The organism is Microcystis sp. CS-574 (assembly GCF_028329095.1).
Lineage (GTDB): Bacteria > Cyanobacteriota > Cyanobacteriia > Cyanobacteriales > Microcystaceae > Microcystis > Microcystis ichthyoblabe_A.
Map to the genome: position 1 here is coordinate 1 of NZ_JAQMSY010000080.1, position 12,637 is coordinate 12,637.

The 12,637-nt window shown below is 43.4% G+C and carries 13 protein-coding genes and 2 pseudogenes; 5 read left to right on the plus strand and 10 right to left on the minus strand.

What is annotated here, in order from left to right; genetic code table 11:
* The 4 genes and pseudogenes from PN470_RS05630 to PN470_RS05645 all read right to left on the minus strand — a co-directional run.
* A pseudogene (locus PN470_RS05630) lies at nucleotides 1-669 on the minus strand (hypothetical protein); the annotation flags it as partial.
* A gap of 555 nt (nucleotides 670-1,224) precedes the next feature.
* Entirely contained in the window at nucleotides 1,225-1,719 is a 495-nt protein-coding gene (locus PN470_RS05635) for an ureidoglycolate lyase (RefSeq protein WP_002738430.1), read from the minus strand.
* Between the two features lie 5 nt (nucleotides 1,720-1,724).
* Nucleotides 1,725-3,182, minus strand: a complete 1,458-nt coding sequence (locus PN470_RS05640; protein ID WP_271936767.1) for an efflux RND transporter periplasmic adaptor subunit — start codon at nucleotides 3,180-3,182, stop codon at nucleotides 1,725-1,727.
* Between the two features lie 301 nt (nucleotides 3,183-3,483).
* A complete protein-coding gene (locus PN470_RS05645) occupies nucleotides 3,484-4,086 on the minus strand; it encodes a GUN4 domain-containing protein (protein WP_002739340.1) in 603 nt (200 codons plus the stop codon).
* Nucleotides 4,087-4,169: 83 nt separating this feature from the next.
* On the opposite strand from PN470_RS05645, the gene PN470_RS05650 reads away from it, so the two are divergent.
* Nucleotides 4,170-5,150 (plus strand): aspartate carbamoyltransferase catalytic subunit, encoded by a 981-nt coding sequence (locus PN470_RS05650; RefSeq protein WP_002738968.1) that lies wholly within the window; start codon nucleotides 4,170-4,172, stop codon nucleotides 5,148-5,150.
* 23 nt (nucleotides 5,151-5,173) lie between these two features.
* Here PN470_RS05650 and PN470_RS05655 read toward each other — a convergent pair whose 3' ends face one another.
* Together PN470_RS05655 and PN470_RS05660 are read right to left on the minus strand one after the other, a co-directional pair.
* Complete coding sequence (locus tag PN470_RS05655) at nucleotides 5,174-5,455, minus strand: hypothetical protein (protein ID WP_130758252.1); 282 nt, start codon at nucleotides 5,453-5,455, stop codon at nucleotides 5,174-5,176.
* A 733-nt stretch (nucleotides 5,456-6,188) separates the two neighbouring features.
* Nucleotides 6,189-6,449, minus strand: a pseudogene (locus PN470_RS05660) (ISL3 family transposase); the annotation flags it as partial.
* A 26-nt stretch (nucleotides 6,450-6,475) separates the two neighbouring features.
* On the opposite strand from PN470_RS05660, the gene PN470_RS05665 reads away from it, so the two are divergent.
* A complete protein-coding gene (locus PN470_RS05665) occupies nucleotides 6,476-6,817 on the plus strand; it encodes a DUF928 domain-containing protein (RefSeq protein WP_272103978.1) in 342 nt (113 codons plus the stop codon).
* Nucleotides 6,818-6,889: 72 nt separating this feature from the next.
* Entirely contained in the window at nucleotides 6,890-7,537 is a 648-nt protein-coding gene (locus tag PN470_RS05670; RefSeq protein WP_271936776.1) for a Uma2 family endonuclease, read from the plus strand.
* 481 nt (nucleotides 7,538-8,018) lie between these two features.
* Here PN470_RS05670 and ureE read toward each other — a convergent pair whose 3' ends face one another.
* Together ureE and PN470_RS05680 are read right to left on the minus strand one after the other, a co-directional pair.
* Nucleotides 8,019-8,495, minus strand: a complete 477-nt coding sequence (gene ureE, locus PN470_RS05675; protein ID WP_002747017.1) for an urease accessory protein UreE — start codon at nucleotides 8,493-8,495, stop codon at nucleotides 8,019-8,021.
* 76 nt (nucleotides 8,496-8,571) lie between these two features.
* Nucleotides 8,572-9,057 (minus strand): DUF4168 domain-containing protein, encoded by a 486-nt coding sequence (locus PN470_RS05680; protein ID WP_002738674.1) that lies wholly within the window; start codon nucleotides 9,055-9,057, stop codon nucleotides 8,572-8,574.
* Nucleotides 9,058-9,606: 549 nt separating this feature from the next.
* Between PN470_RS05680 and PN470_RS05685 the strand changes: the two genes are divergently transcribed.
* Both PN470_RS05685 and cobD read left to right on the plus strand, forming a co-directional pair.
* Nucleotides 9,607-9,891 (plus strand): HU family DNA-binding protein, encoded by a 285-nt coding sequence (locus PN470_RS05685; RefSeq protein WP_002739253.1) that lies wholly within the window; start codon nucleotides 9,607-9,609, stop codon nucleotides 9,889-9,891.
* A gap of 31 nt (nucleotides 9,892-9,922) precedes the next feature.
* A complete protein-coding gene (cobD, locus tag PN470_RS05690) occupies nucleotides 9,923-10,990 on the plus strand; it encodes a threonine-phosphate decarboxylase CobD (RefSeq protein ID WP_272103981.1) in 1,068 nt (355 codons plus the stop codon).
* Nucleotides 10,991-11,099: 109 nt separating this feature from the next.
* Here the strand turns inward: cobD and psbC are convergent, their stop codons facing one another.
* Together psbC and PN470_RS05700 are read right to left on the minus strand one after the other, a co-directional pair.
* Nucleotides 11,100-12,482, minus strand: coding sequence for a photosystem II reaction center protein CP43 (psbC, locus tag PN470_RS05695; protein ID WP_002801320.1), 1,383 nt, complete (start codon nucleotides 12,480-12,482; stop codon nucleotides 11,100-11,102).
* Nucleotides 12,466-12,637, minus strand: a 172-nt coding sequence (locus PN470_RS05700; RefSeq protein ID WP_271931852.1) for a photosystem II protein D2, incomplete at its 5' end; no start/stop codon positions are given. The genes psbC and PN470_RS05700, both read right to left, overlap by 17 nt.

Below are 12,637 nucleotides of genomic sequence, written 5' to 3' on the forward strand. Positions count from 1 at the left end.
CTGTAATTCAGGGGATAAAGTCATCATATTGTCGATGATTTCAAACAGTTTAATTATCTGTTCTCTCTCGAACTCCTTTTCATATAATCCCCTGATTAACCTCCACTTCCAATGTTCCCGTTCTGGCAGCTTCCCAGTAGTCGCTTTTGTTTTCAGGTGTGCCATGACTATTATAGCAAAGGGATTGCTACTTGCTTCTAGTTCTGACCAGTTTTCCTCATAGTCCAGTAATTTGACTGTTGGGAATTTGAGGCTGACTTCACAACCAGCAATGGTATAATTATAGGAATCTGGTCGCCAATTTACTCGTTCATCTCCTAATATAGCGAGACTGATAACTGGTTTCTGATACAAATCAAAGGCCCGATAGTTATAAATATACATCCTCTGAGGGAAATTTTCTTCGTACTGGCTTTGAATTTCAATATGAATCAAAATCCAGATTTCTTCTCCCCTGAGTAACCAGACTTTATAGAGTTTGTCAGCAAAACGTTTTTTTGTCTTTGCTGAAGCGGTAATCCGTTTGAGTTCTTTTTCTAGGGATTCGGGAATTTTTGTCCAATCAATTAATTGGTGAACTTCAGGAAAAAAGAAGTATAAAAACGCTTCAAAATACTCGCTTAATGCTTCTTTCCAAGGTTCATCATAATTGGCGGTTGTTGGGTTCATGGCAAGTCGCTACCAATTGGAAAGTTAGGCACTCATCTAAATCTATTATTCCCCATAAATATCAGAAATGCTACTTGTCGTCACAAAACTTCCCATTAGAGCAACCTATAGTCATTTCAATTAAGATTGAGAATATCAATCCCAGAGTTCCTAAGGATTTTGTCGGTCTAGACTGTATCATACTTATACTAAATCCGTTGAGCATAGGCTACTCATAGAGGAGAGGCAAAAGGCAACAGGCAACAGGCAAAAGGAGAAATAAATAATCAGTTTTTAATAACCAGATTTAGTATTATCTGAAATGACTATAGGTCATCGTTTTCAGACTTAATCGACAAATAGTGCCAATTCAAAGTAGTATCTGGAATTTTCTAGTTAACCTTTTAGGGAGTCTCATTGCTTACAGTTATCATCCTATTAAGCCTTCTCTGGATTTAGAGGTAAAAGACTTCCCTGCTCTACCTTCTGCCCTTTTTTAACTTCATAGAACTCACATTTTCTCCCTGTCAGCTTTCACCGACATTCAGCAAAACCTAGGTAAAAAAATTAATTTTTTCAATCAACAATCTCGAATTCGATTGACTGCTCTTGGGCAAAATTATAGGTAAAATGATCGATAATATTAGTATCGCTCAATTCGAGATTATAAAAATTGATCTCTGGTTGATCAAAAAGTGGGCCAGCGTGCCAAGTTCCCACCTCTAATTTAATAAAACAGTCCCCGGGGATGCGAAAAACCTTTAATTTTTCTAAATCTGGTTGAGGATGAGGACTAGGGGGAGCCACTCCTAAAAACCACTCTTGTCCCCCCAAAGAACCAAGACATTGGGTACATTGACTATGACGAGTAATTCGCTTAAATTTACGTCCGCGAGTCTGTAAACGCATAATATAAAAACGTGGCACACCATTTTTTAAATGCAGTTGTGCATCGCTTTCATCAAACAGTTTCCCGTCATGGCCAGGGGTTATTAATTGACCGTAGGGACGGAAACTCTCGGCGGTAATTAGTTGCGCTGCCAGGGGACGAACGGTAATCGAATTACTCATAAAAATTACTGCTGACTAACAGTTATAGCTGTACCATCTCGGAGAGAAAGAATATTATTAACAGCAATTCTTTCCCCGGCATTTACTCCAGAAATAACCTGATAAGCTTGCCCTTGAATCGTGCCGACTTGAATGGGTTTTTGTCTAACCACTAAACGCTCCTTGGCATTTTCTTGACCTTCTTTAGCCTTTTCTTTTTCGGCCACAAAAACAAAATTTTGCGCCCCGATGCTAGTCACTGCCGTGGTGGGAACTAATACCCCCGGTTTTTGATCCCAAATTAACCGCGCCCGCACATATTGGTTATTGCGAAGACTGCCATCATTAGTAAAGGCAAATTTCACTAAAACCGATTGGGTAGCTTGGGAAACGGTGGGGGAAATAAAAGTTACTTGACCGCGAACCCCCGGGCTGCCATCGGGATTAATAATTTCCACGGGCAACCCGACGCGCAGACGCGGTTGTAATTCCACGGGAATCTGCACATTTAGTTCCAAAGTTTTATTGTTAGTTAACGAGGTTAATTCTTCACCCAGGGAGATAATATCGCCGACTTTTCTTTGATTAAAATCGCCGACAAAACCATCAATCGGGGCGGTAATGGTGTTAAAAACTAAATTCTGACGCGTCGCCCCTAATTGTCCCTCAGCGCTGGCTACTGCCGCTTGACGACTGTTCACTGTTGCCGCCGCCGCCGCCACCTGTTGCCCTGAGGCTAATTCGTTTTGAATAGCGATATTTAATGCTTCTTTGTTTGCCTGTAGGGTAGCTCTAGCCGCCGTCACCTGTTGACGGGCCGCATCACGATTTTGAGACCGGGCTTCTACTTCTGCCTTGGCGGCCTGAATGTCGCGGCGGCGATCATCTAAGTCCTGTTGGGGCTGTGCGCCTTGTTTAACCAGAAATTCGGCTCTTGTTAGGTTTTTTTCCGCCAAATCTAAATTAGCTCTCGCTCTCTGTAAATCGGCTTCGGCGGCGCTCAAGGTGGCGATCTGACTTTTAACATTGGCTTCGGCATTGGCCACATTTGCCCGATTCTGGGCAATTTGGGCTTTATTTGCCCTCGCTTGCGCTTGTCTTTGCCTTAAATCCGCCTCAGACGCATTCAGGTTCGCTTTGGCCGAATTTACCTGGCCGATGCTGGCGTTTACCTGTTGCTGTTGTTGTTCGGGATCCAATTCGGCGATTTTTTGTCCCTGAGTTACCTGATCGCCAGATTTAACGAAAATAGAGCGAATCCGACCAGTAATCTGAGGAGAGACGCTAACACGCTGTTGGGCGATCAAAGTACCGACAAATTCGCTACTTTGCACTAATTTGTCGGTGCCGAGGGTTTGCAGTTTGACGGGAACAGCCGCCGGTCCGGTGGCCTGGGGGGTTTGGGGGGCGCAACCAGTGACAATTAGGGAAACGGCGATCGACGAACCGATCGCTCTCGATACGTTAACGGATCGTTTAATCATTGTTAAATTTAGGGAGTTTTGGCAGAAAAAGTGCTAGTAAATCGGAAAAAAAGGGAAGGTGAGGAGAGAAGCTTTTCCTTAAATTTTACTCTACAGAATTGATCGCCGTGATTATTAAACCTCTGGCATAATTAATTTTTGAGGGTTCAAAAACGGCAAAAATAAGGATTAAATTGCATAAAATCCGTAAATAGACTATTTAATTGATTATTGTTCATTCTTAATTCTCCTGACTACTGACTACTGACTACTGACTCCTGACTCCTAACCCTAACAACAATTTTTGATTTTTACAAGAGGTCTATTGTTTGCTTTGCCCTAAGCTAACAATATTACAGGTGACTAATCTTTGGGCGAGGGTGGTGTATTCTAGACGACCACCGGCGATCTGATATTCGTCCCGGGGCGCCGGCAGATGACCGACGGGAGCATTGAGGGTATAGTTAAGATTTTCTTTAAAAATAATCCAATCACCATCTTTACGCCAACCGATGCGATCGCCAAAAGTTTGAAAATTTTCGATCGCCACTAAGCGCCCCGGTCGATTACCTGTCTCGATAAAAATACGAAATTGGGTACTGAAACTAAAACGACCCCCGGAAGCTTCTTTCCAGAGTTGATCCATCTTTTGCAGATCCCAACAGGCCAATTTTTGCAGGTCTTCCATGGTAAACCAGCCCTGTAATTCTCGTCCGGTCGCTTTCAGCATTAAATTACGGGTTTCATCGTTAGCTTGTCGCCAATTTTGTTGAGCGAGGAAATTTTTCAGGCGAGTGTAATTAATGCCCGTGGTCGGTGATACCATTTCCCCAGAGGTGGCAGTCTGGGCAACGATCGCCGGCAAGGGATTGAGAAATAAAGCGATCGCGAGAGTGACCTGACACAAGGAAAAATTAATTCTCATAAACCCTATTTATTAACTTGATGCAAAGAAATCCTACAATAGCATAGACGAAATTTGCCGTTTTTACCGCCTCCTCAACTCCTATGGCTTTCACTTGGATCCGACACCACATTTTGGGATTGCAAGACTGGCAACCGGAAGAATACCAAACCCTGCTACAAACGGCCTCTAGTTTTCGTGAAGTTCTTTCCCGACGTACCAAGAAAGTGCCGGCCCTACAAGGTCAAGTGGTGACAAATCTTTTTTTTGAACCTTCCACCCGCACCCGTAGTAGTTTTGAACTAGCGGCGAAACGTCTTTCGGCCGATGTTCTTAATTTTGCCCCGGGTAGTTCCAGTTTGACTAAGGGGGAAACGATTCTCGATACCGCTTTAACCTATGTGGCCATGGGTACGGATATTTTTGTTATCCGACATCAACAGTCGGGGGTTCCCGATTTAATTGCCGCAGAAATGGATCGTTTGCAGTCGGGGGTCAGTATTCTTAATGCTGGGGACGGTCAACACGAACACCCCTCCCAGGGACTTTTAGACCTGTTTACGATCTGTTGTCTGTTAGATGAGGAAAATCCCCGTTTAGAACTGTTAGAGGGCAAAAAAATCGCTATTGTCGGGGATATACTCCATTCTCGTGTGGCTCGTTCCAATATCTGGAGTTTAACCACGGCAGGGGCGGAAGTACATTTGTCCGCACCCCCTACCCTACTGCCGAAATATTTTGGGGAATTGTGCGATCGCCTATTTCTCCACTGGGATTTAGAACCAGCTTTAGAAAAGGCCGATTTTGTGATGACCCTGCGACTGCAAAAAGAACGCATGACCGCCAATCTTTTGCCCAGTTTACGCGAATATCATCAAAGTTTTGGCATTACTCGTCCTCGTTTGCAATCCTGTCAACCAGGGGTGAAAGTACTTCATCCAGGTCCTGTGAATCGGGGAGTGGAAATTAGTTCCGATTTGATGGACGATCCCGATTTTAGTCTGATTTCCCAACAAGTTACCAGTGGTGTTGCTGTTAGAATGGCTTTGTTATACCTCATTGGTAATCTTCGCGGCGACCGGTAAAAGCTTCTCAGGGATTTGCTCTTTTAGTCTGGTTTCATTGAAACAATCCTAAAGTTTTTGTCAAGGTAAATATCATACTTTCTTCCTCCCTCACACACAGCATCTTCTGCTTCAAACTGGTTAGTCTCAACATCAAATTTCATCGCTTTAGGATTCCTACAACCCTGTTTTAGCAAAGCATCAGTCAACCGTGATTTTTCTTCAGGGGTCAAAGCCCGATAATCACTGCTATTAGCTTGACCTGCATAGATTGACATTCCTATAATACTAAGGGATAGTAAGCTTATGATCGATTTGGTCTTCATTTTTTCAACTTCCTGAATACAATAAAAACATCATTCAAGGGGTTTTAAACCCAAATTTTCGGTAATTAGTTCGGCACGATTACCGATCAACTATATCTTAGGAAAAGCATACCTATTTTGCAATAAGTATAAATACTCAAGCTATCCCTAGGGCTTTTCTAGAAACTTTGACCGATACCGAATTCCGTTCTCAAGGGACTAGATATGGCGACCTACTCCTCTCTTTTTTAACTAGGTTTGGCTGAATAAATCTAAAAACCTGGTTGGATAATATCTTTAGGCTTTTTTGAAATCAAAAAGTGCGATCATCAACCCCAGAAGCCTTACAGAATGAGGGTTTGAACAGAGCGCTCGCCTCGAAGCACAAACCACATTGATTATACCTCATCTTTGAGAAAAACGCTGAAATTAACCAAGCGACAAAAGATAAAGATTCGGATTAAGTTAATTGAGAACTATTATTATAATTCTCTCAGAATATGCTAGAATGCTTTTCTATACCTCACCGAAAAGTAAAACCCTTGTTCTTGCAGTGAATTTCCGGAATTATCGACAGAAACTAACGGAATCCCGTAATCTAAACGAACAGTTAAACCATTAGCCACTAACCAGCGTAAACCTAATCCTATCCCTCCTAAAGTAGCAGGATCGGGATCAGGAAGTAAATTATTTCATCCAGTCCCCCCCTCAACAAATGAGGTAATTTGGGTTCTTCCGAACTTACCATATAAAATCAACTAGCAAAATGCCAATTTAATAAACATCTAAGACTAAAGTTTTTAAAGTTTCTAAATCCATAGCCTCTCCTTTTAATCACCTTCAGTTTATTGTTAATTCCTTCCACTGTTCCCTGGGTTGTTCGGTTATCAAAATAGGCAGTTATTTCGTCAATCCAGCGACGAATTGTCTGGCAGCTTTTAGGAAAGTAAGCCATCGCCTTTTTTATCCAATCGCTCAAGGCAAATAATCCCTCATTCCCCTCCGTATTTTTCTTTTCCCAGTAATCAAACCCCTTTAGAAGTGGGTAAAAAGTATTTATGGCAAGTCGCTATTCGTCAAAGTCCTGACGTTTGGATGATTCAACGAGCAGAATTCCGAGTGGTTGAAATACCCATTCATTTAAGTCAACCGCCAATTCAAAAAACTGAACAAGCAGAACGCTATGCCGAAAATCGGTTATGGTATGATGCTTTAATGACGAGCTTATCTTCAACCCATCAAGGAGAATTAAACCCTCAAGTTTCCAATTTTATTAAATCTCTTGTAGAATCTGAACATTTAGATCCATCTGAAGGGGTTGATGCCAAAATTATTACTCGACGAAATAACACTTTAATAAAACTGGCAGAATATTACAAATAGGCTTAATTTTTGTTGAAATACTATGAGTAAGGGTATAATTAAACTAAGAAATCAACATTTTCAGCTAAAGCCATGCAATTAGCCTTAGAACAAATTATCGTCAATCCCGGTCAACAGTTACTTTTAAAAGAGCTTAACTGGCAAAAATTTGAGACAATATTATCAGAATTAGGAGAAAGTCGTGCTTCTCGGTTATCCTACAGTAACGGAATATTAGAAATTATGCTACCTTTACCCGAACATGAAAAAGATAAAGAAATCATTAGTTATATGGTTCAGTTTTTGTTAGAAGCACTCAATATTGATTTTGAACCGTTAGGATCAACAACATTTAAAAACGAGCGGATGAATCAAGCGGTTGAACCTGATGCCTGTTTTTATATTAAAAACTATCAAGCCGTTATTGGCAAAAATAGACTTAATTTAGAAAGTGATCCCCCCCCCGATTTAGTCCTAGAAATTGATATTACTTCCCGTACTTATTTAGATAATTATCGACAGTTAGGTGTTCCCGAACTGTGGCGTTATACTCAAAGTGGCCTACAGATTAATTTATTACAAGAAGGAGAATATATTGAGTCTTTAAGCAGTCCCAATTTTCCTCAGATCCCGATTATTGAATTAATTAATCAATTTGTTAAACAAAGTCAACAAGTGGGGAGAAGTGAAGCCATCAGAAACTTTAAAAATTGGCTGACGGAAAATATAGATAATAGTTGAAAAATCCTAACATTTTCGACTAAGATAAATTCGTCCGTCGAGAGTTGTATAAACCCCTTGCGGTTCAATGATCAGTTTGTTACTAGAATCTAGTTCACAAAAATAGATTAGATCATTGTTTTGAGCAGGGAATTTTTTAACCTCAGTGGGTGTGGATAAATCAGACAGGACAGAGGTTACAGCCGTTGGTGCTAGTTCTGAAAGTACCATGGTTATTCATTCCTCGTAGTTCGATTTTTACTTTGATGATTAATCAATTCACCGAGGCCGATTAAAATTCTAGAAACTAGCAGAATGAAAGCCTCTTGATTAAGAAAATATCCCGTAGAGGCTGTTAAAAAGTTACTGTTTTTTTGTCAGTTAAATTTTGTTAAGATAATGCCCAAAAACTACAATTTATGGTAAGAAAAGAGGTAAGTCGAAACCGAGTTTGATTTTTGCTTACTCTAAATCAGAAAGGGCATTGGGCAAGATTAGCTAACTATCCCTTTTTTGCCTCTTCCAGGTCATGATAATGCTGATAAGCGCCGATTTCGGGGTTAAAGGGGGCGATTTCTTCAGTTACAGTTAATCCCAAACCTTCTAACATTGCTTGTAGGACAGAATCAGGGGCCAGACGCAGATAATCGGGGTTAATTTCTAGGGCTACATGACGATTACCGAGGTGATAGGCCGCTTTGAGGAGTAAATCGGTTGAAGGGGCGGTAATAGTGATAACTGGTTCGGGTTTAGCGATAATTTGAACAATTTCGCCGTTTTCTCCCCGCAGGAAATCGCGATCCTGTAGAATGGTGCCGCGAGGTAAACGAAAACAGAGGGAAAAACCTTCGGGACTGTCGAGACGATAACGGCTGCGGGTGCGTTCTTCGGCCGTAAGTAGGAGGCTAAAAACCACCGTTTCTGGGGGAGGTGGACTAGCGGTATGACGGGGGGGTAAGCGCTCGGTAAAAGTTAACATGATATTGGTCAATGGGAAAAAACATTCTTATTGTAGCCCTGACTCCAACTTGACCCGAAAAACTGAGGAACTTTTTCTATTTATTTTCCCGCTGCAGACGAATCATCTCATTTTGTACCCGTCGTCTCAAGTTATCATCGCTACGAACCCGATTAGTAATGGCGTTAAATTCAGTCGCATTCAGTCCACTGTCTTGGACAATCTTTTTTGAGTTATTACAATAATCGACGGCAATTTTTTGGGCATTAGCGGGAAGATTATTAAAGCTTTCCCGTTGGTTACAGGTAATTGCTGGGGGAATTTTGCCTAAAATTTGCGAAATTGCCTGATAAGCTTGTTTTCTTTGGGTTTCGATCAACAAAACTGCGGTCGCATAACGTTTAATTTGGTCAGCCGTAAAATCTTGAGTATAAGCGGAAGACCGGAAACTAACCACCGCCGTCGTCCAAGAAAATTCGGGAATCACACCGCCAAGAATGGCGATTACTGCCAAAAAAGTCACGATAAAAGAACGTCTTAAGCTTTGACCTAGATCGGCTAGGGGATAGCAGTAAATCACCATGCGAGTTTGTCGCTGAATAGATAATGATAGCAAACTTTCCAGTTAAATCCTGCTTTTTTGAATATTTTTAACGATCATAAGTTCCAATTCTAGCGAATATCTCCTGGGTCTGAACCTTAATTTTTGGGCAGAAATTGCTTTGGTAAACTTTTTTAACGTTTTTGGGGGCAAAATTAGTCAAAAATCTGGGAGAGAACCGATGAACGATTTTTGGGAAGTTAGGATGCCTATCGCTTTTAGAGAATATTTATCGGCAATTTAGCTTGCTAATCTCTTTTTATTAGCTTATATCGCCGTAAATCTCTCGCTTATTCCCTTTTGTCTCTCCTCTTACCGGGGAATCGGGGGGAAATCTAGATAAATTAAAGGTTTCAGCGATTCCGATCGAGACAATTCCCGCTTAGAATAATGCAGTGGAATATATAGCCAATGAGGATTTGAGGCTTTATTTAGTGATCTCGATCCTGGCGAGTCCTCAACAGGGGAACCATAATAAACTACTGACAACCACCCTAAACTCAGAAAAACCGCAAAAAAAGGAGTTAGCGCATGAATAAAGGTGAATTAATCGATCAAATCGCTCTCAAAGCCTCTGTCACCAAAAAACAAGCAGATGCTGTTCTCACTGCCGCCATCGAAACCATTATCGATGCGGTTTCTGAGGGGGACAAAGTAACCCTAGTAGGATTCGGTTCCTTCGAGGCCCGGGAACGTCAGGCCCGGGAAGGACGCAACCCGAAAACCGGCGATAAGATGGAGATTCCAGCTACTCGCGTCCCGGCTTTCTCGGCGGGTAAACTGTTTAAAGACAGAGTGGCTCCGGATAAGGAATAATTACTGTTGAGTTTCGTTCGCTGTAAGTCTTTTGCCTAGACCTAAACATGGTGGTAATCTTGACTGGGCGGCCGCAATTGCTGGCTGTCCGGTTTCCTCTATTCTCGATTTTTCTGCCAGTATCAACCCCCTCGGTCCACCGGAAAGCGCACTAACCGCTATTAAAAGCCATTTAACCAGTCTGACTCGTTATCCTGACCCCGCGTATTGGCAGTTGCGTTCTGCCCTCGGTCAATGGCACAATATCGGACCAGATTGGATTCTCCCGGGCAATGGTACGGCTGAGTTATTAACCTGGGCTGGTCGGGAATTGGCCTCATTTGATAGTGTTTATGTACTAACACCCGCTTTTAACGATTACGAACGGGCCTTAAAAAGTTTTGGTGGAAAAATCTGCCAACATTCCCTAGATTTAACCAGTTTAAAGCCGGTTAATCCCGAAAAACAAGGCTTATTACTTAATAATCCCCATAATCCCACCGGGAAACTCTGGACGGTGGCGGCCATTCGTCCCTATCTATCGCAATTTGGTTTGGTGGTAGTGGATGAAGCTTTTATGGATTTTTTACCCCCCCAACAACAGGAGAGTTTAATATCTCTGTTGCCGGAATATCCCAACCTCTTGATTTTGCGTTCCCTAACTAAATTTTACAGTCTCCCCGGTTTGCGTCTAGGATACGTCCTCGCTCATCCCGACCGCCTGTTACAATGGCAAAGATGGCGCGATCCTTGGTCGGTGAATAATTTGGCTGTGGTTGCCGCTATTGCGGCAATTGAAGATAGGGATTTTCAACAACAAACTTGGGATTGGTTAACGGCGGCCCGCGAGGATTTATGGCAGGGATTAGCTAATTTTCCGCAATTACAGCCCCAAACCAGTGCCGCTAACTTCCTCTTAGTACAATCTCAATCTTCCTGTTTACCCCTACAGGAAGCTTTATTAAAATATCATCGAATTTTTATCCGCGATTGTCTCAGTTTCCCAGAATTGGGCAGCAATTATTTTCGGGTCGCTGTCCGTTTACCGGCAGAAAATCAACGATTATTATCGGCTTTAGAGAGTGTTTTAGCCGCGTCTGATACTAAATCCCTTGAGTAACGCACAGAAAACGGGTTTCTCGGAGAAACCCGTTTTCTACTCATGCAAATTAACAACAAAAAGGCTCCCGCCAACTAGACGGGAGCCGCTGCCATCGAACTAAGGGAAATTAGTCGAGGTCAGGCATTGCCAATGCGGGTTCAGTCTCGCGGTCAATTCCTTTCTCGAAACCGGCGGCGGCGGCGCGAGCGCGTCCAGCGTGCCAGAGGTGTCCAATGAGGAAGAAGAAGGCGAGGGTGAAGTGAGAGGTAGCCAACCAAGCGCGAGGAGACACATAGTTAAACGAGTTAACGTCAGTGATAACGCCACCTACAGAGTTCAAGGAACCTAAAGGAGCGTGGGTCATGTATTCAGCCGCGCGGCGGACTTGCCAGGGTTGTACGTCATTTCTGATTTTGTCGAGGTCTAAACCGTTAGGACCGCGGAGGGGTTCTAACCAGGGACCGCGGAAATCCCAGAAACGCATGGTTTCACCACCGAAGATGATTTCGCCAGTGGGAGAGCGCATCAGGTATTTACCTAGACCGGTGGGGCCTTGGGCAGAAGCGACGTTAGCACCTAAGCGTTGGTCACGGACCAAGAAGGTGAAAGCTTGAGCTTGGGAAGCTTCCATACCGGTCGGACCGTAGAATTCACTGGGATAGGCGGTGTTGTTAAACCAAACGTAAACGGCGGCGATAAAGCCCATCATGGAAAGAGCGCCCAAGCTGTAGGACAGATAGGCTTCTCCAGACCAGATGAAAGCGCGACGCGCCCAGGCAAAAGGTTTGGTGAGAATGTGCCAGATACCGCCAGCGATACAGATTAAGCCAATCCAGATGTGACCGCCGATGATATCTTCCATGTTGTTGACGCTGATAATCCAGCCTTCGCCACCGAAAGGAGCTTTAGTCAGATAACCAAAGATAACTGCGGGGTTGAGGGTAGGATTGGTGATGATGCGGACATCACCGCCACCGGGAGCCCAGGTATCATAGACACCGCCAAAGAACATGGCTTTAAATACCAACAACAGCGCACCACAACCCAAGAGAATCAGGTGATAACCGATGATGTTGGTCATTTGGTTTTTGTCTTTCCAGTCGTAACCGAAGAAATTAGAGTATTCCTCTAGGGTTTCCGGTCCGCGGATAGCGTGGTAGATACCACCAAAACCGAGTACAGCCGAAGAAATTAAGTGCAGAACACCAGCGACGAAGTAGGGGAAGGTATCGACTACTTCACCACCCGGACCGACCCCAAAACCGAGGGTAGCTAAGTGGGGAAGCAGGATTAAACCCTGTTCGTACATCGGTTTTTCGGGGATAAAGTGGGCGGTTTCAAACAGGGTCATCGCCCCGGCCCAGAAAACGATTAAACCAGCGTGGGCGACGTGAGCGCCGAGCAGTTTACCGGAGAGGTTGATAAGACGAGCGTTACCAGACCACCAAGCGAAGCCGGTGGAACTTTGGTCACGACCACTAGCGGTAGGGATATTAGAGAGCGTTACCACGCGGGAGAACCTCCTCAGGGAAGATAAAGTTTTCGTGGGGTTGGTCTTGGGGAGCCATCCAAGCTCTCAGACCTTCGTTAAGCAGAATATTTTTAGTGTAGAAGGTTTCAAATTCCGGGTCTTCCGCCGCTCTCAATTCCTGAGAAACGAAGTCA